General features: G+C 71.1%; 17 protein-coding genes. 5 read left to right on the top strand and 12 right to left on the bottom strand.

All coding sequences use genetic code 11. The features are described 5' to 3' along the window. Window positions 1-8: 8 nt before the first annotated feature. The 10 genes from VGK78_RS09195 to VGK78_RS09150 form a co-directional block, all read right to left on the bottom strand. The gene (locus VGK78_RS09195) at window positions 9-764 is read right to left on the bottom strand and encodes a GvpL/GvpF family gas vesicle protein (protein WP_331527317.1); all 756 of its coding nucleotides are present in this window, start codon (window positions 762-764) and stop codon (window positions 9-11) included. After that, entirely contained in the window at window positions 761-1,195 is a 435-nt protein-coding gene (gvpJ, locus tag VGK78_RS09190; RefSeq protein ID WP_331527315.1) for a gas vesicle protein GvpJ, read from the bottom strand. The genes VGK78_RS09195 and gvpJ overlap by 4 nt, the downstream gene beginning before the upstream one ends. A gap of 34 nt (window positions 1,196-1,229) precedes the next feature. Beyond that, window positions 1,230-2,390, bottom strand: coding sequence for an SRPBCC family protein (locus VGK78_RS09185; RefSeq protein WP_331527314.1), 1,161 nt, complete (start codon window positions 2,388-2,390; stop codon window positions 1,230-1,232). Between the two features lie 4 nt (window positions 2,391-2,394). Further along, window positions 2,395-3,210 carry a hypothetical protein gene (locus tag VGK78_RS09180; RefSeq protein WP_331527313.1) on the bottom strand — a complete coding sequence of 272 codons (816 nt, stop codon included), beginning with the start codon at window positions 3,208-3,210 and terminating at the stop codon, window positions 2,395-2,397. 84 nt (window positions 3,211-3,294) lie between these two features. Next, window positions 3,295-3,645 (bottom strand): hypothetical protein, encoded by a 351-nt coding sequence (locus VGK78_RS09175; RefSeq protein WP_331527312.1) that lies wholly within the window; start codon window positions 3,643-3,645, stop codon window positions 3,295-3,297. Further along, window positions 3,642-4,661: an SDR family oxidoreductase gene (locus VGK78_RS09170; protein WP_331527311.1), complete on the bottom strand. Its 1,020-nt coding sequence runs from the start codon at window positions 4,659-4,661 to the stop codon at window positions 3,642-3,644. Before VGK78_RS09170 ends, VGK78_RS09175 begins: the two co-directional genes overlap by 4 nt. Before the next feature lie 16 nt (window positions 4,662-4,677). Beyond that, window positions 4,678-6,441, bottom strand: a complete 1,764-nt coding sequence (locus VGK78_RS09165; RefSeq protein ID WP_331527310.1) for a glycoside hydrolase family 15 protein — start codon at window positions 6,439-6,441, stop codon at window positions 4,678-4,680. 3 nt (window positions 6,442-6,444) lie between these two features. Then, on the bottom strand, window positions 6,445-6,789 hold the full coding sequence (locus tag VGK78_RS09160) for a hypothetical protein (RefSeq protein WP_331527309.1): 345 nt from the start codon (window positions 6,787-6,789) through the stop codon (window positions 6,445-6,447). A gap of 71 nt (window positions 6,790-6,860) precedes the next feature. Next, window positions 6,861-8,660, bottom strand: a complete 1,800-nt coding sequence (locus VGK78_RS09155; protein ID WP_331527308.1) for a thiamine pyrophosphate-requiring protein — start codon at window positions 8,658-8,660, stop codon at window positions 6,861-6,863. Then, on the bottom strand, window positions 8,657-11,662 hold the full coding sequence (locus VGK78_RS09150) for an FAD-binding and (Fe-S)-binding domain-containing protein (RefSeq protein ID WP_331527307.1): 3,006 nt from the start codon (window positions 11,660-11,662) through the stop codon (window positions 8,657-8,659). The genes VGK78_RS09155 and VGK78_RS09150 overlap by 4 nt, the downstream gene beginning before the upstream one ends. Before the next feature lie 88 nt (window positions 11,663-11,750). Between VGK78_RS09150 and VGK78_RS09145 the strand changes: the two genes are divergently transcribed. Next, on the top strand, window positions 11,751-12,251 hold the full coding sequence (locus tag VGK78_RS09145) for a MarR family transcriptional regulator (protein ID WP_331527306.1): 501 nt from the start codon (window positions 11,751-11,753) through the stop codon (window positions 12,249-12,251). Here the strand turns inward: VGK78_RS09145 and ligD (VGK78_RS09140) are convergent. Both ligD (VGK78_RS09140) and ligD (VGK78_RS09135) read right to left on the bottom strand, forming a co-directional pair. Further along, window positions 12,203-13,108: a non-homologous end-joining DNA ligase gene (gene ligD / locus VGK78_RS09140; protein ID WP_331527305.1), complete on the bottom strand. Its 906-nt coding sequence runs from the start codon at window positions 13,106-13,108 to the stop codon at window positions 12,203-12,205. The two genes, VGK78_RS09145 and ligD (VGK78_RS09140), sit on opposite strands and share 49 nt — an antisense overlap. A gap of 7 nt (window positions 13,109-13,115) precedes the next feature. Next, entirely contained in the window at window positions 13,116-14,069 is a 954-nt protein-coding gene (gene ligD, locus VGK78_RS09135; RefSeq protein ID WP_331527304.1) for a non-homologous end-joining DNA ligase, read from the bottom strand. An 85-nt stretch (window positions 14,070-14,154) separates the two neighbouring features. Here ligD (VGK78_RS09135) and VGK78_RS09130 point away from each other — a divergent pair, with 85 nt between their 5' ends. The 4 genes from VGK78_RS09130 (at window position 14,155) to VGK78_RS09115 (ending at window position 16,649) form a co-directional block, all read left to right on the top strand. Beyond that, on the top strand, window positions 14,155-14,316 hold the full coding sequence (locus VGK78_RS09130) for a hypothetical protein (protein ID WP_331527303.1): 162 nt from the start codon (window positions 14,155-14,157) through the stop codon (window positions 14,314-14,316). Between the two features lies 1 nt (window position 14,317). Further along, window positions 14,318-15,109, top strand: coding sequence for an Fpg/Nei family DNA glycosylase (locus tag VGK78_RS09125; protein WP_331527302.1), 792 nt, complete (start codon window positions 14,318-14,320; stop codon window positions 15,107-15,109). Window positions 15,110-15,155: 46 nt separating this feature from the next. Beyond that, window positions 15,156-16,304: an NADP-dependent malic enzyme gene (locus VGK78_RS09120; RefSeq protein ID WP_331527301.1), complete on the top strand. Its 1,149-nt coding sequence runs from the start codon at window positions 15,156-15,158 to the stop codon at window positions 16,302-16,304. Window positions 16,305-16,454: 150 nt separating this feature from the next. Then, a complete protein-coding gene (locus tag VGK78_RS09115; RefSeq protein ID WP_331527300.1) occupies window positions 16,455-16,649 on the top strand; it encodes a hypothetical protein in 195 nt (64 codons plus the stop codon). The last annotated feature ends 283 nt before the right edge of the window (window positions 16,650-16,932 follow it).

The following is a 16,932-nucleotide window of genomic DNA, read 5'->3' as shown; positions in this document are numbered from 1 at the left end:
GGGCCACCTCACGCGGTCCCGACGAAGTCATACGGCGCCAGCGGGCCGACCAGCCGCAGCTGCATCCGCCCGCTCGCCTGCTCGGCGAGCATCTCGAGAGTGTCCTCGAGCTCCTGCGAACGCTCGGTCTCGACCAAGAGTGCTGCGTCGAGGGCGGCCGAGGGTCCGGGTTCGCGACGTACGGCGTGGGCGGCCACCACGGGCGCCACCACCGTCAACAGATGATCGGCGTCCACCCGGGCGAGCCGCTCCCAGGTCTGTGAGACCAGCTCGCCGAGCCGGATGCGGTCGCCGACCCCGGCGTCCTCCGGGAGGTCGCGGGTGCGATCGCGCAGGCGGCGGATCTCGGGATCGCCGCGCACGATCTCGGCCAGGACGGTGTCCTCGACGTAGCTGGCCCGCACGTTGTACTGCACGCGCCCCTCCAGCTGTTCCAGCAGGTCGGTGAGCTCGTCCTCGCGGGGAGCCAGCACCTCGGCCACCACCTCGTGGTCGTCGCGCAGCACGTAGCCGAAGCGGATCGGCGCCACGGCACCGCCCGGCACCAGGGCCTCCATCACCGCGGAGTACGCCGTGAGGTCGGCCCGGCGACCGGGCGGACGGTCGAGCGCGATCTCGCCCACGACCGCCCCGATCTCGCCGTACGGCACCAGGGCGACGGGGTTCCCGTCGACGCCGACCAGCCCCTCGGGCAGGTCGCGCTCGGCCCGCACGACGGCGTACACGAACAAGCCGGTGCCGGGGCGGACGTCTGCGCTGCTCACCGTGAGCTACGCCGTCGGGACGACGACGAACTCTTGCGCGAGCGCCGCGGCCTCTCCTCTTCTTCCTCGTTCTCGTCCTCGTCGTCGTCGCCGCTCGACAGCGCCTTCTTCACACCCTTCACCGCGCCGCCGACCTTGCCTGCGGCCCCGCTCTGCTGCATGTCGTGGATGAAGTCGGGAAGCTCCCTGCCTCCACCGTGCTCGAGCAGGTCGAGCCGGTTGGTCGCCTCGGCGAACCGGAGATAGGTGTCGACGCTCGCGATCACGATCCTGGCGTCCACGGTCAGCAGCTCGATGCCGACCAGGGAAACCCGGACGTAGGCGTCGATGACGATCCCCTTGTCGAGGATGATCTCGACGACATCGGCGAGGCTGCTCGGGGCGGGCCGGTCGAGATAGCCGCTGCCACGGCTCTGGGCTTGCACGGTCATGCTGGATCTCCTTCTGAGTCAGGTCGGTCCGGCCTCAGCTGGCCCGGCGGCGGGAGCCGCGCTCCTCGTCCTCGGGCTCCTCCTCGTACTCCTCGTCTTCCTCGTCCTCGTAGTCGTCCTCGGGCTCGTCCTCGGGCTCGTCCTCGGGCTCGTCCTCGTACTCCTCGTCGGCCTCGTCCTCGGGCTCGTCGGCCTCGTCCTCGGGCTCGTCGTACTCGTCCTCGGGCTCGTCCTCCGGCTCCTCGTCCTCCGGCTCGTCCTCGTACTCCTCGTCGACCTCGTCCTCGGGCTCGTCGTACTCGTCTTCAGGCTCCTCGTCCTCCGACTCCTCGCCGCCCTCGTCCGGCTCGTCGCCCTCGTCCTCCTGGGCTTCGTCCTCCTCGGCCTGGGCCTCTTCCTCGTCGAGCACCTCGTCATGCGTCTTGACGACCTCGCCGTCCTCGATCACGCCGCGCCAGCCCTCGAGCTCCTCGGGCTCGAGGATGCTGCGGGTCATCACGTGGCGCTTGAAGTGCCGGAGCTCGGCGCGGGCTCGCCGGCCCTGGGCTCGCCAGAGGTTGCCGGTCTTCTCGAAGAGCCCCTGCGGGTAGTACTCGAGGACGACCATGATCCGGGTCAGGTTCGGCCCGATCTCATGGAAGGTGACCGCGCCGTCGACGTGGCCCTTCTCCCCCTTGGACCGCCACACGATGCGCTCGTTGGGGATCTGCTCGAGGATCGTCGCCTCCCAGGTGCGGTGCGACAGGAAGATCTGCGCCTTCCACTCGAGCTTGGTGTCCTCCTCCGCCTCGACGTTCTCCACCTTCTTCATGAACGACGGGAAGGCGTCGAACTCGGTCCAGGCGTTGTACGCCACGTCGATCGGGACGCCGACGTCGATGGTCTCCAGGATGTTGGTGGACTTCGTGGCCTTGGCGGACCCACCGCCCTTGGACCCACCGCCGGTGACGGCGTTCTTGACGCCCGAGCCGAGGCCCTTGAGGGCACCCTTCACCGGCGACTCGCCCTCCATCTTGGCCTCGGCGCCCTTGGCCACCGCCTGCCTGATCGGCCCGCCGTCGGCGATGTCCTCGAACCGGTCGGTGAGGCCCTTCACGCGGTCTCCCGCGCTGCTGATCGCCTTCTCGCCGGCGGCCTTGAGCAGACCGCTTCCGGCACTCTTCAGGCGATCCATCGGATCGGTCTTCGAAGCCATGACGTCACCTCCTGGAGCTCGTCGTCTTCTTGCCGGTACGGCGACCGGTCGACTTCTTGGCGGTCGACTTGCTGGCAGGGGCCTTCTTCGCCGCCTTCTTGGTGGTCTTCTTCGCGGTCCTGCCGGTGCTCTTCTTCGCCGCACCGGAGCTGCTCGAGCTCTTCCGCGTGCCCGAGGAGGAAGCGCTCGACTTCTTGGCGGCACTGCGGCCGGAGGAAGAGGACTTCTTGGCCGTGGACCCCGACTTCTTCGCCGCCTTCTTCGCGGTCTTCTTCGCCGTCGACCCGGACTTCTTCGCGGTGCGCGACGACGCCCGGCCGGTGCTCGACCCGCGTCGGGCGTCCGAGGACGCGGCGGCGGTGCGCGAACGGCGCCGGCGCGGCCGACGCTCCTCCTCGTGCTCCTCCGCGCCTTCCTCGTCCTCCTCGGCGTCCTCCTCGTCCTCCTCGTCCTCCGCGTCCTCGGCGTCCTCCTCGTCCTCGGCGTACTCGTCCTCGTAGTCGTCGTCGTCCTCGTCCTCACGGGCACCCGGCAGGGCCGTGAGCGACGCAGTGATGGACTCGAGTCGCGAGGAGGCCGTGGTCATCGCCGCGTCACGCGCAGCGTCGAGCAGGCGTCCGGTGACCTGTCCGCGGAGCTTGCGCAGCTCCGGGTTCGAGTCGACGAGCTTGTTCCCCTGCGCCAGCAGGGCCTGCGGGTTGGTGGCGATCCGCTGGCCGGCGAGCATTCCCCCGACGGTGATCGCGAGCCGCAGCTTCTTCATGCGCCCGAGCAAGTATCCCGCAGTCACACCCAGGGCGATCTTGGTGGTAGCTGACATGTCGGCTGCAAGCTGCCCTGGCCACCGGGGCCGGAGTGGGGCAGCTCCCTCCCTTCGGGCATGCCGTACCCACTCACACCCACCTCAACCCAGACGGGGTCGGTGAGCCCTTCCGCCCACTGCGTCCAGGACGGCGGTCCCGGTGGCGATGGCCGCGCTGGCGACGGCGGTACGACGATGGGCCGGCCAGTGAGCGGCCACCGGCACCATGCTGGCGGCATGGATCAGGTCGACCGCCGCGTCGAAGCCCCGGGTGCGCGGTCCGAGAGCCAGGTCGGCCACGGACTGCGCCACGAGCCTCGCGCCGAGAACACGGACGATTGCCCTGGTGTGGCCGTCGTCCCGGTCGAGGCCACCGATCACGGCCAGCAGCTGCGTCGGCACGGCGATGCACGCACCACCCAGCAGCACCCGGGCGACGGTCGCCGGTCTCACCGGCGTGCCGCACGCGCGGCCGCCGCGGCACCCGCGAGAAGGACCGCCCCACCGGCGGCGAGCAGGCCGTGGTGGTGCGACGCCCACATCTGCAGCGAACGCGGATGGGCCTGGTCGTCGAAACGCCCGTGCGCACCGAAGTCGTGACCCTCCGGCCCGTCCGCCGGCTCCCAGAGGTTCGCAGGCTGGTCGTCGGGTCGTGGGTCCTTCGTCTGCTGTGAGTCGAACCCGGTCCGAGCGAGATACCGGTCGAGGATCCCGGGCGCGACCTTCTGCGCCAGGAGAGTGCCGGCGGTCGAGCCGCCGACCCAGTACTCACGCCGGCGAGGGTGGTCGGCGGCGTACGCGACGGCACGCCCGGCGACCTCCGGCTGGTAGATGGGCGGCACCGGCTGCGCCCGGTGCGGCAGCCGCGAGAGCACCCACGAGAACTGCGGTGTGTTGACGCCCGGCATCTGCACCATCGTCACCTTCACCCGGCTCTTGTCGTGCAGGAGCTCGGTGCGCAGGGACTCGTGGAAGCCCTGCGTCGCGTGCTTGGAGCCGCAGTAGGCGCTCTGGAGGGGAATGCCGCGGTAGGCCAGCGCCGACCCGACCTGGACAATGGTCCCGCGATCGCGCGGCAGCATCCGCCGCAGCGCCGCCCGGGTGCCGTTGACGAAGCCGAGATAGGTGACGCGGGTGACCCGCTCGAACTCGTCGGGCTCGATGTCGACGAACCTCGCGAACACCGACGTGAAGGCGACGTTCACCCATACGTCGATCTCGCCGAGCTCCTCCTCGATCTGGGAGGCGGTCTTGTCCACCGCCTGCCAGTCCGACATGTCGACGGGATAGACACCCGCGCGTCCACCGAGTCGCTCCACGTCGGCGCGCGCGGCCTCCAGCCCCGCTTCGCCCCGGGCGAGCAGCGCCACCGTGTCGCCGCGCTCGGCGAACTGCTGGGCGCTCGCGCGGCCGATGCCCGCAGACGCTCCGGTCACGACGACGACGCGGTGCTCAGCTGACTTGGTCATGTGGTCTCCTGTGTTGTCAATGAGGGTGGTCGGTGGCAAGGACGGACGAGCTCTCGATCAGCACCGCGTGCACGAAGGCCTGCGGCAGGTTGCCGCGCAGCTGTCGCTGGACGACGTCGAACTCCTCGGTGAACAGGCCCGGTGGCCCGACGGCGCTCCGGTTGCGCTCGAACCACCGGACAGCGCCGTACTCGTCCCCCTGCTGGTGGGTGGCCATGGCCATGTGGAACCCGCACAGCAGGAAGGCGCCCTCGGCCTCGTTCAGCGGTCCGGGCTGGTGACGGAACCGGTAGACGTAGCCGTCGTTCGACAGCTCGTCGATCACGGCGCGCCAGGTGGCGATGCTGCGCGGGTCGTCGGCCGGTACGGCGCCACGGAGCGCCGGGAGCAGCAATGCGGCGTCGACGCTCGGGTCGTCCGGCGCCCGCTGCCACCGGCCCGACGGATGCAGGCAGTCGCGGTTGGTCTGGTCCACCAGCCGGTCCGCGAGCTGGAGCCACGAGGCGGCCCGGGACTGACGTTGTGCAGCCACGGCACGCAGGCCGGCCGCACACGTCAGCCGCGAGTGCGCCCAGCGTCTCGGCTCGAGCTCCCAGATCCCGGCATCCTCCTGGTCGCCCCGCTCCACGATGGCCTGCACCGCGATGTCGGCGGCCTTCCACCCGTCGGCGTCGAGGGCGTCGAGCCGGTCGGCGGCCGCGAACGTCAGCAGCGCCTCTCCGAGCGCGTCGAGCTGGAACTGGCGCCGCACCCGGTTGCCCAGCTGCACCTCGGGGGCGCCCGGATAGCCCGGGAGGTCGAGCTGCTGCTGGTCCGGCACAGGCTCGCCGTCGAGGGTGTATGCCGGCATCAGCCGCGAGCCGTCGGCGAGGAGCCGGTCGCGGACGAACGCGACCGCGGTCTCCAGCAGCTCGCCGCCCCCCGCGGTCGCGATCGCCTGGCCGGCGAAGCACTGGTCGCGGATCCAGGCGTACCGGTAGTCGTAGTCGCGGCCGGCCTCCGAGCGCTCGGGCAGTGACGTGGTGGCAGCCGCGACCATCGCACCGTCCGGGCTCGTGAGACCGCGCAGTACCGCCCAGGCGTGCTGGAAGTCGCGCGGCGACAGTGAGCTCCGGTCCTTGGGCACCGCGGTGTCCCACGACGCCTCGGTACGCCCCCACAGCTGCTGGGCGTCCGGCGCGTCGTCGTCGAACCGGTCGGTGGCGATCTCCAGCACCAGGTCGTGCCGGGTGTTCTCGGCGAGCTCGAGCTCGAAGCTGAGTGCTCCCTCGCGGGTCTTCCGGACGGCGACATCGCTGGGGACACCGGACCAGCGGAGGTGGAGCTTGCCGGTCCGGCCGGTCCACACCGACCCGCCGGCCTTCTCGAGCCGCATCCGGTCGGCGCCGAAGGACCCCCGACAGTCGAGCTGCACCCTGACCCTGCTCGAGCCGCGGACCGTCTCGGCTCGGCGCAGCAGCACCACCCGGTCGCGCCGCGGCGGGTAGACGAGCGCCTCGCGGGACTCGAGCACGTCGGGACCGGAGACCCAGCGGCTGCGCCAGATCAGCGTGCCGTCCTGGTAGCTGCCGCCCCAGACGAAGCGCTCGTCCGCCGGCTGCACGACGTACGCGCCCCGCCCGCCGAGGAGGTCGGAGAAGACGGCGTCATCGTGCCAGCGCGGTGCGCAGAGGAAGGCGACGTCGCCACGCGGGCCGACCAGCGCGCCGCGCTCGCCGTCGGCCAGGAGGGCGTACTGGCGCAGCGGCTCCGGATGCGTCGAGAGCGCCAGTTCGCTCACCGGTCACTCACCGTCGGACAGCCAGCGCCGGCGTACGTCGTGCTTGACCTCCTCCTCCGAGCGCTTGGTGGTCGGGTCGGGGAACTCGAACTCCGTCCCCTCGACCGCGTCCCGCAGCTGCGTGGTCGCCGACCCTCCGCCCTGCACGTCGTAGAAGAACCCGCCGTAGATCCCGGCGACGCCACCGATACCAAGCAGCACCAGACCCGCGATGGCCCAGGCCCACGAGGTGACGATGATCCCGACGCCGATCAGCGCCAGCCCGGCCACCATCACAACCAGACCGATCCAGGTCCATCTCGGACGCACGGTGTGCGTGTGGATCTTCTCCCTTCTCTGCTGGGACATTCCAGCTCCTTCCGACGCTTGGACCCACTCCGGCCATGCGGTACGGCGTCCCGGCTCGCGGACTGCGCGGCTCAGCTGTCGTCCTGGTTGTGCGGCAGGAACTCCTGGGCCTTGGTCTTGATGCCCTCCTTGATCACGCCCCACCGTGACGGGTCGCCCTTGATCAGTGCCTGCGCCATGTCGGTCATCTGCTCGAGGGTGGCGTGCGGCGGGATCGGCGGGATGTCCGGGTCGCAGTGGATGTCGAGCACGTACGGCTTGTCGGCGGACAGGGCGTCGCGCCAGGCGTCCTCGAGGTGCTCGGGGTCGGTGACGGTCTTCGCCCCAAGGCCGATCGAGGCCGCGAACTCGGCGTACGACGTGTCCGGCAGCGCCTGCGACTCCACGAACCTCGGGCTGCCGCCCATGGCCCGGAGCTCCCAGGTGACCTGGTTGAGGTCGTTGTTGTGCAGCACGGCGACCACCAGCCGGGGGTCCCGCCAGTCACGCCAGTAGCGGGCGATGGTGAGCAGCTCGGCGAGGCCGTTCATCTGCATCGCGCCGTCGCCCTCGAAGGCGATCGCCGGGCGGTCGGGGTGGGCGAACTTCGCACCGATCGCGTACGGCACCGCCGGCCCCATCGTCGCCAGGTTTCCGGACAGCGAGCCCCGCATCCCGCCGCGGAACCGGACGTTGCGGGCGTACCAGTTCGCGGCCGACCCGCTGTCCGCGGCGATGATGCAGTTCTCCGGAGCCTGCTTGGAGAACTCGTGGAAGATCCGCATCGGGTTGATCGGCTTGGCCGGCACGTGGGCCTCGGACTCCATCACCTCCCACCAGCGGGAGACCCCCTTCTCGATGTCCTCCTGCCAGCCGCGGTCCGGCTTGCGCTCCAGCAGCGGGATCAGCGCGGCGAGGGTGGAGCTCGCGTCGCCGACCAGGTTGACCTCGTAGGGGTAGCGCATCCCGATCAGGCTGCCGTCGATGTCGATCTGGACGGCGCGCGCCTGCCCGAGCTCCGGCATGAACTGCGTGTAGGGGAAGTTCGACCCGACGGTCAGCAGGGTGTCGCAGTTCATCATCATCTCGTAGCTCGGCTTGGTGCCGAGCAGGCCGATCGAGCCGGTGACGAACGGCAGCTCGTCGGAGAGCACGTCCTTCCCGAGCAGAGCCTTCGCGACGCCGGCGCCGAGCAGGTCGGCGACCTGCTCGATCTCCGAGCCCGCGCCGCGGGCGCCCTGGCCCACGAGCATGGCGACCTTCTTGCCCGCGTTGAGCAGCTCGGCCGCTTCCTCGAGGGCGTCCTGGTCCGGGGTGAGCCGCGGCCAGCCCATGGTGCCCAGGCTCGACGGGACCATCTTGAACTCGTGCGTGGGCGGCTCGTAGTCCAGCTCCTGCACGTCGTTGGGGATGATGATCGCCGTGGGCGCCCGCCGGCTCATCGAGATCCGGATGGCCCGGTCGAGCACGTTCGGGAGCTGCTCGGGCACGGTCACCATCTGCACGTACTCGCTGGCGACGTCCTTGAACAGGCTGATCAGGTCGACCTCCTGCTGGTAGTTGCCGCCCATCGCCGTGCGGTTGGTCTGGCCGACGATGGCGACGACCGGGACGTGGTCGAGCTTGGCGTCGTACAGGCCGTTGAGCAGGTGGATCGCGCCGGGGCCGGAGGTCGCCATGCAGATCGCCGGCATGTCGCCGAACTTGGCGAAGCCGACGGCCTCGAACGCCGCCATCTCCTCGTGGCGGGCCTGGATGAACCGCGGCTGGTCGTCGGCGCGCGAGAACGCGGCGAGCGTGCCGTTGATCCCGTCGCCCGGGTAGCCGAAGACCTGCTCCACCCCCCACTCGCGGAGTCGCTCGAGCAGGCGGTCGGCAACGGTGGTGCTCATCGTTTCTCTCCTCGGGTCGCGGACATCTGGTCGGAGTCGGTGTGGTCGGCGCGCTGCAGGTCGGCCAGGAGCTCGGCGAGGTGGCGGCCCTCGTGGCTCCCGCTGTCGAGGTCATGGATCTGCGTGCGGCAGGAGAAGCCGTCGGCGAGGGTGACGACGTCGGCGCCGGCCTCGCGCAGGCGTGGCAGCAGGGTCTGCTCGGCCAGCGCCTCGCTGACCTCCCCGTGCCCCGCGGTGAAGCCGAAGTTCCCGGCGAGGCCGCAGCACCCGGAGTCGAGGTGCTCGACGTCGACACCGACCTTCTCCAGCAGCTCCTGGTCGGCGTCCCAGCCCATGATCGCGTGCTGGTGGCAGTGCACCTGCGCGAGCGCCTTCACGTCGTACGACGCGCGAGGCGGCTCCCAGCCGTCGGTGTGCTGGGTGAGCAGCTCGGCCAGGGTGACCACGTGGTCCTTCAGCCGGTTGGCGTCCTGGTCGTTCGGGAACATCTCGTGCATGTCGGACCGGAAGACGGCGGTGCAGCTGGGCTCCAGACCCAGCACGAGACCGCCCTCCCGCACGTGCGGCGCCAGCCACTTGATGGTGCGTCGCAGCACGCGACGGGCGATGTTGAGCTGACCGGTCGAGATCCAGGTGAGTCCGCAGCAGAGCGGCTCGCTCGGGACTCGGACGTTCCAGCCGGCGTGCTCGAGCACCTCGACGGCGGCGCGGCCGATCTGAGGGTGGAAGGCGTTGGTGAACGTGTCCGGCCAGAGCAGCACGGTCCCGCGGCCGGGCGGACGGTCGGCGACTTCCGGACCGCGTCGGCTCCACCACTGCTGGAGGGTCTCGGGGGCGAACTGGGGGATCGGCCGGTCCTCGAGCCCGGCCGCCCAGGTGGCGAGCCGCGCGATCGGTCGGCGGCTGGTCAGCGCGTTGATCGCGCGGGCGGAGCCGGTCCGGGCGACGAGGTTGGCCGCTGCCGGGAGCCAGCCGAGGGCGTAGTCCGCGCGCGGACGGAGCCGGTGCCGGTAGTGCTGGGCCAGGAACTCCGCCTTGTACGTCGCCATGTCGACGTTCGCCGGGCAGTCGGTCTTGCAGCCCTTGCAGGCCAGGCAGAGGTCGAGCGCGTCCTTGACCGCCTCGGACCGCCACCCGTCCTTGATCGCGCCGTCGGGATGGCCGTCGAGCATCTCGAACAGCAGCCGCGCCCGGCCCCGGGTCGAGTGCTCCTCCTCGCCGGTGACCTGGTACGACGGGCACATCACCGTGCCGCCGTCGTTCTCGTGCTTGCGGCACTTGCCGACGCCGACGCACCGGTTCGCCGCCTGGTGGAAGTTGTGGCCGTCCTCCGGGAAGGCGAAGTAGAGACCGGGCGTCTCCTTCGGCGCCCAGTGACCCCCCAGCCGGAGGTGCCGGTCCAAGGGTGCGGGGTGCACGACCTTGCCGGGGTTCATCCGGTCCTGCGGGTCGAACAGCGCCTTGACGTCCTCGAAAAGCCCGACGACCTCCTCGCCGAACATCCGGGTGAGCAGCTCGCCACGGGTCTGGCCGTCGCCGTGCTCACCCGACAGCGACCCGCCGTACGACGCGACCAGGTCGGCCGCCCGCTCGAGGAAGCGGCGGTACTGCGCGACTCCCTCGGTGGTGAACAGGTCGAAGGGGATGCGGGTGTGCACGCAGCCCTGGCCGAAGTGCCCATACAGGCTGGGGCCGTAGTCGGAGGCGTAGCCGAACTCCTCGTACAGCTTGCGCAGGTCGCGCAGGTAGTCGCCGAGCCGGTCGATCGGGACGGCCGAGTCCTCCCAGCCCTCCCAGGTGTCGGGGCGGTGGGGCACGTGCGCGGTGGCCCCGAGGCCGGCCTCGCGGACCTCCCACAGCTCGTCCTCGCGCTCGGGCTCGTCCATGAAGGCGACCTGGGGGTCGTGCTCGGACTCCCCCAGCGCCTCCAGCATCTTGTGGGCTCGCGCGTCCGACTCCTCCACGGTGTCGCCGCCGAACTGCACCAGCAGGAAGCCGGTCCCCTCGGGCAGCTCCTCGAGGGCCTGCTTGTTCATCCCCTTGAGCTGCTCGTCGCGGATCAGGTAGTGGTCGACGCCCTCGAGCGCGATCGGGTCGTGCTCGACGATGGCCGGCACCGCGTCGGCCGCCTTCGGGGTGTCCTCGAAGCCGAGCACGACCAGGGTGCGCGCCTTCACGACCGGGACGAGCTCGAGCTCGGCGCGGAGCACGGTCACGAGGGTCGACTCGCTGCCGACCAGGAAGCCGGCCAGGTCGAAGCCCTGCTCGGGCAGCAGCGAGTCGAGGTTGTAGCCGGACACGCGGCGCGGGATGTCGGGGTAGTGCTTGCGGATCAGGTCGGCGTGCTCGTCGCGCATGCGTCGTAGCGATCGGTAGATCTGGGACCTGCGGTCTCCCATCCGCTCGACCACGGCGTACTCCCGGTCGTCGGTACGTTGCGCGGTGAACCGGGTGCCGTCGTACAGGAGCACGTCCAGCGACACGATGTTGTCGACGACCTTGCCGGTGCGCTGCGCGGTCGCCCCGCAGGAGTTGTTGCCGATCATCCCGCCGAGCGTGCAGTTCTGGTGGGTGGCCGGCTCGGGACCGAAGCGCAGCCCGGTCGGCTCGAGCTGCTGGTTGAGCACGTCGAGGACGATGCCGGGCTCGACGACGCAGCGACGGTTCTCCTCGTCGACGGAGACCAGGTGGTGGCAGTACTTGGTGAAGTCGAGGACGACCGCCTCGTTGGTGCACTGGCCCGCGAGGCTGGTGCCGCCACCGCGGTTCACGATGGGCAGGTCGTGCTCACGACAGACGGCGACCGCCTCGGCGGCCGCCTCGATGGTGCGGGGCACCACCACCCCGATGGGCACCTGCCGGAAGTTCGAGGCGTCGGTCGAGTACGCCGCTCGGGAACCGTCGTCGAAGCGCACCTCGCCGTCGACACGGTCGCGCAGTGCCGCGATGGCGCGGTGCAGAGTCGCTTTCGCATCCGGCGACTCGATGACGGTCTGGGCCATAGCTCTCCTCCGTCCGACCAGGTACCCGAACACTCGCGTCGTACCCGCGTCACCGGGGTGCATGCGAGACCGCATGTAACGTTGTCGCGTGGACGCGCCGAGCCCCGGGAGGGACGAGCTGGCCGACTCGCTGCTCGCGGCCGCCCGCGCCCTGATGGCGATGGCGATCCGGACGATCGGTCAGGGCGCCGTCCCGCTGACCGAGGTGCAGCACCGGGTGCTGCTCCTGCTCGAGGCCGCCGGGACCCTCTCGGTGAACCAGGTCGCGGAGCGCCTGGGGGTCGACCAGTCCAACGCGAGCCGGCACTGCACCCGGCTGGCCGAGCTGGGACTGGTGCAGCGCACGCCGGCCGCCCGTGACCGGAGGGCGGTGGACCTGCGCCTCACCGAGGCGGGTCACGGCCAGGTGCTCGAGGTCCGCAGCGCGCGCCGGCGGTGGGCCGCCGACGTGCTCGCCCGGCTGTCCGACGAGGAGGCACGGGCCGCGGTCCGAGGGCTCGAGATGTTCGCCACGGCGGCGGAGGAGACGGACAAAGAGTCTCAGGTCGAGAGCCGGCGGAGCTTCTCGCGCGCCCGGCCCAGCGACTGACCCCGCGGCAGGTCGGCCCACCGGTCGCCGCCGCGCGACAGCCGGCGGCCGATCGTGCGGACCGTGTGCTGGTCCGGCTCGATCCGGCCGAGCTCGCCCCAGGTGATGGGGGTGGAGACCGGCGCGCCGGGCCGGGCGCGCACGGCGTACGGCGGGACGGCGGTCTGGCCGTACCCGTTGCGCTGCACGTCGACCAGGACCCGGTCGCCGCGCTTGCTCTTGCGCGCCTCGAGCGTCAGCAGGTCGGGCTCGCGGTCGACGAGGACGCGCGCGGCGTCCCGGGCGAAGTCCCGCACCTCGTCGAAGCCCCACTCCTGAGGGAGCGGGACCATCACGTGGTAGCCCCGGGAGCCCGTCGTCTTCACGACGCTGACGAGCCCGAGGTCGTCCAGGAGCTCGCCCACCAGCCGGGTGGCACGGCGTACCGCGGGGAGACCGGGCACCGACGGGTCGAGGTCGTACACGAGATGGTCGGGACGGTCGAGGTCGTCGGCCCGGCTCAGCCAGGTGTGCGGGGTGATGCACGCCTGCTGGGCGAGGTAGACCAGTGAGCGGGCGTCGTCGACGACGACCTGCCTCTGCCGGCCATCCGACGTGTTCACCTCGACCGTGCGGACGAAGTCCGGGAAGTGTGACGGCACCTTCTTCTCGTAGAACGACGATCCGGTGATGCCGTCCGGGAACCGCTGCATGTTGACCGGCCGGCCCTCCAGGTGCGGCAGCATCGCCTCCACGACCGACTCGTAGTAGCGCGCCAGGTCCAGCTTGGTGACCGCGGGCCCGGACTCGGACGCGGGGAACAGCTCCTTGCCGGGCTTGGAGATCTCGACCCCCGCGACCTCGGTGTGCTCGCTCATCGTCGGTTCACCTGGCCTCCCTCACCACGTCGTCGGCGTCCTTGTCGGTGCGCAGGCCGAGATAGCGCGGGTGGCGCAGCTGGCCGCCCGAGGTCCACTCGGTGAAGGCGACCTCCGCCACGAGATCCGGCCGCGCCCAGTGCACCCCCTTCGTCGGCATCTTCCCGCGGGTGCACGGCGACTCCCCGACCTCGAGCGCGGAAAGCCGTCGGTGCAGGTCGCGGAGCACGCTCTCGGAGAAGCCGGTGCCCACCTTGCCGGCGTACACCAGCTCGTCCCGGCCACCGGATCGGTCGTGATAGCCGAGCAGCAGCGCGCCCAGCGACACGCGGGATCCCTCGGGGTCGGTCCAGCCCACGACGACCAGCTCCTGCCCGGCCTCGCACTTGAACTTCAGCCAGGCGTCGGTGCGTCCGCTGCGGTACGTCGCATAGGCGCGCTTGGCGATCAGGCCCTCCCAGCCCCGCCGGCAGATGTCGGCGAACCACTCCTCGTCCCCGCTGACCCGGTGCGGCGTCGAGCGCAGCGGCGATGCCCAGCGGATCAACGTGCGCAGCCGGCGCTTGCGCTCCAGGAGGGGGCGGTCGCGGAGGTCGGTGCCCTCGATCTCGAGCACGTCGAACACGTAGAACCAGACCGGCACTCCCGAGCGTCGAGCCCGCTCGGCGTTCGAGACGTGGATGCGCGGCTGGAGGCGGGCGAAGCTGGTCCGCGACCCCTCGAAGGCGACCACCTCGCCGTCGACCACGAAGTCCTGGGCGGCTTGGCGGGCGAGCGCCTCGGCGACCTCGGGGAAGGCGACCGTCACGTCGCGACCCGAGCGCGAGTACAGCCGGCACCCCGCGGAGTTCCGCACCGCGAGCACCCGTTGCCCGTCCAGCTTGCGCTCGTAGATCCAGCCCGGCTCCCAGAAGCGGTCGTGGCGCAGGGTCGCCAGGGCCGGTTCCGGGACGCGCGCCATCACTCTCCCTCGTGGAGGTTCCGGGCCCTCGGTAACCGACTCGCCGTCCGCCCATGCGCGAGCCGCCGATGCAGGGGCGGCGCCGATGTGGGTACGGGACGTGATGACCTGGTACGCGATCCTGGTCCTGGTCCTGGTCCTCGTCGGGATCATCATGGTGGCGGCCGCGTTCCTGGACCGCCGCCGAGCGCGCGAGATCCAGCGCGACCCGGGACGGCCCCTCGAGCACCGACGCCCCCGCGACTGACGTGCCCGAGCTTCCCGACGTCGAGGTCTATCGACGCCGGCTGGTCGACGCGACCCGCCGCCGCCGTGTCGACGGCGTCACCGTCCACGACACCCAGGTGCTGCGTGGGGTCGGGCGACGCCGCCTCGACAGCGCGCTGTCCGGCGCACGGTTCGTGAGGACGCGACGCCGCGGCAAGACCCTGTACGCCGTCACGTCACACGGGCCGCACCTGCGCCTGCACTTCGGGATGACCGGCGACCTGGTCGTCCGGGACGACGACGAGGAGGTGCCCGCGCACACCCGGGTCGCCCTCCGGCTGTCCGGCGGACGACGGCTGTTGTTCGTGGACCAGCGCAGGTTCGGCCAGGTCGGGGTCGTCGACGACGTGGACGACGACATCGCGGCGCACGACCTCGGCCCCGACGCGCTCGACCTCGACCCGGCCGCGCTCGGCGAGCTCCTGCACGGCAGCAGCGCCGGGCTCAAGGCACTCCTCGTCGACCAGTCCCAGGTCGCCGGGCTCGGCAACATCTACACCGACGAGGTGCTCTTCCACGCCCGCCTCGACCCTCGGAGCCCGGCCGCCGACGTCGGGAACGCCGGCGTACGACGGCTCCACCGGCAGCTGCACCGGGTCCTTGACCGGGCGGTGGCAGCCGGGGCGGATCCTCGCTCGATGCCGCGCGGGTGGCTGATCCACCGGCGTACCGAGGACGCGGAGTGCCCGCGCGGCAACGGCCCCATCCGCTCCTTCCCGGTCGGCGGTCGGCGCGGCTACTGGTGCCCGGCCTGCCAGGACGGCCGGGGTTGATCCGGGCTCACGCATCGCGCCCCCGGCCGTGGGGTACCGCGACGTGGTGACCAGGGAAACCCGATCCACCGGCAAGATCGAGATCTCGCCGACCGTCACGGTCGAGGACCACGACGAACTCTCGCGGGTCTACACCCCGGGTGTCGCCGAGGCGGTCGAGCGCGCCGCAGCCGACCGTTCCGCACTGCCGCGCGTCACCGGGATCGGCAACCGGATCCTGATCGTCACCGACGGCTCGGCCATCCTCGGCCTGGGGGACGTAGGGCCCCAGGCCGGCCTTCCGGTGATGGAGGGCAAGTCGGTGCTCTTCAAGACGCTGGCCGGGATCGACGCCTGGCCGCTCCCGGTGCGCAGCAGGAACGTCGACGACCTGGTCCGGACGATCGCCGACGTCTCCGTCGGTGTCGGCGGGATCAACCTCGAGGACGTCGCCGCCCCGCGCTGCTTCGAGCTCACCCGGCGCCTCCGGGACGAGCTCGACATCCCGGTCTTCCACGACGACCAGCACGGCACGGCGATCGTGGTCCTGGCCGCGCTCTCCAACGCGTTGCGCGTCGTCGGCAAGGACCTCGCGGACGTGTCGGTCGTGGTGTCGGGCGCGGGTGCCGCGGGCAGTGCCGTGAGCCGGCTGCTGCTGGACCGCGGCGTACGCCGGCTCGTGGTCTGTGACAGCTCGGGTGCCTTGCACACCGGTCGTGACCTCGACGGGGAGAAGGCGTGGCTCGCCGAGCACACCAACCCCGACGGCGTCACCGGCGACCTCGCCGCCTGCTTGGAGAAGGCCGACGTCCTGGTCGGAGTCAGCGCACCCGGGATCGTCGACGAGGACATGCTGCGGTCGATGAACGACGCCGCGGTGGTCTTCGGGCTCGCCAACCCCGACCCCGAGTTCGATCCCGAGGTGGCCCGCGAGCATGCGGCGGTGATCGCGACCGGGCGCAGTGACCTGCCGAACCAGATCAACAACGTGCTCGCCTTCCCCGGAGTCTTCCGGGGGCTCCTGGACTCGCCCGTGCGTGCCGTGGACTCCGTGGTCATGTCCGCCGCGGCCGAGGCGATCGCCTCCCTGGTCGACGCACCCGGGCCCGAGGCGATCGTGCCCGACGTGTTCGACGAGCGTCTGGTGGACGCGGTGGCCGACGCCGTCGGGGCCACAGCCATCGGGCTCAGCGAAGAGACCCGAGAGCGTGGATAGTGCCGGTGATCCTTGTCCGGCGTGGTCTTCGGGTTAGCGGCGGGCGATATCGGATACCGAGGGATCATCGCTGCTGCGACCCGGCCGGACGCCGCCCTGAGGCCCCGAGACCAGGGCGGCGACCGGTCCGCGGTCGAGAGGATGGAACAGATGACACTGGACGTGCGAAGCCTCCGGGAGTGGGTGGTCGATCTCTTCGGCCGCGGCCGGCTCTCGGGTGGCGGCCCGCTCGGCGACCCGCGCCCGGACATCGACATGACTGCGCCGCCGGCCCCGGAGACGGACCGCGTGGTCTCCCCCGACGGCATCATCACCGACAACCAGCCCGGGCGGCACAAGGCGTAAGCACCACCGCGACCGGTGCGTCGCCGGCTGGCCCCCACCGGTGGTGGGGCGCCGAGGTACTGCGTGGGCTTGTCGGGATCTTGCGGTGGGTGGTGGGTTGCGGTCTTGTGGCTTCAGAGAGGGGCAGCCGGTTTCTCCCCTTCCGCCGTTGCCGGCTTCCGGTTTGCACGGCGTATCCGGTCCGGCACGTTTGGGCTACTACCGAACGACCCTCGAAGAACCGGCCTAGACAATTTCTCAGACCTTTTCCGGAAAGCGGCCGATAACCCTGTGGACAAGCGGG

The organism is Nocardioides sp., from assembly GCF_036503465.1.
Classification (GTDB): Bacteria; Actinomycetota; Actinomycetes; order Propionibacteriales; family Nocardioidaceae; genus Nocardioides.
The sequence above is the reverse complement of the archived record's forward strand: the minus strand, read 5'-3'. Positions and strand labels throughout refer to the sequence as shown.

Bases quoted from the DNA above. Each gene is read 5' to 3' on its own strand.
- ligD (WP_331527304.1), bottom strand. From the start codon at position 14,069: ATGGCGCGCGTCCCGGAACCGGCCCTGGCGACCCTGCGCCACGACCGC.
- VGK78_RS09150 (WP_331527307.1), bottom strand. From the start codon at position 11,662: ATGGCCCAGACCGTCATCGAGTCGCCGGATGCGAAAGCGACTCTGCAC.
- VGK78_RS09115 (WP_331527300.1), top strand. From the start codon at position 16,455: ATGACACTGGACGTGCGAAGCCTCCGGGAGTGGGTGGTCGATCTCTTC.
- VGK78_RS09160 (WP_331527309.1), bottom strand. From the start codon at position 6,789: ATGTCCCAGCAGAGAAGGGAGAAGATCCACACGCACACCGTGCGTCCG.
- VGK78_RS09170 (WP_331527311.1), bottom strand. From the start codon at position 4,661: ATGACCAAGTCAGCTGAGCACCGCGTCGTCGTCGTGACCGGAGCGTCT.
- VGK78_RS09185 (WP_331527314.1), bottom strand. From the start codon at position 2,390: ATGGCTTCGAAGACCGATCCGATGGATCGCCTGAAGAGTGCCGGAAGC.
- VGK78_RS09180 (WP_331527313.1), bottom strand. From the start codon at position 3,210: ATGTCAGCTACCACCAAGATCGCCCTGGGTGTGACTGCGGGATACTTG.
- VGK78_RS09155 (WP_331527308.1), bottom strand. From the start codon at position 8,660: ATGAGCACCACCGTTGCCGACCGCCTGCTCGAGCGACTCCGCGAGTGG.
- VGK78_RS09130 (WP_331527303.1), top strand. From the start codon at position 14,155: ATGTGGGTACGGGACGTGATGACCTGGTACGCGATCCTGGTCCTGGTC.
- ligD (WP_331527305.1), bottom strand. From the start codon at position 13,108: ATGAGCGAGCACACCGAGGTCGCGGGGGTCGAGATCTCCAAGCCCGGC.
- gvpJ (WP_331527315.1), bottom strand. From the start codon at position 1,195: ATGACCGTGCAAGCCCAGAGCCGTGGCAGCGGCTATCTCGACCGGCCC.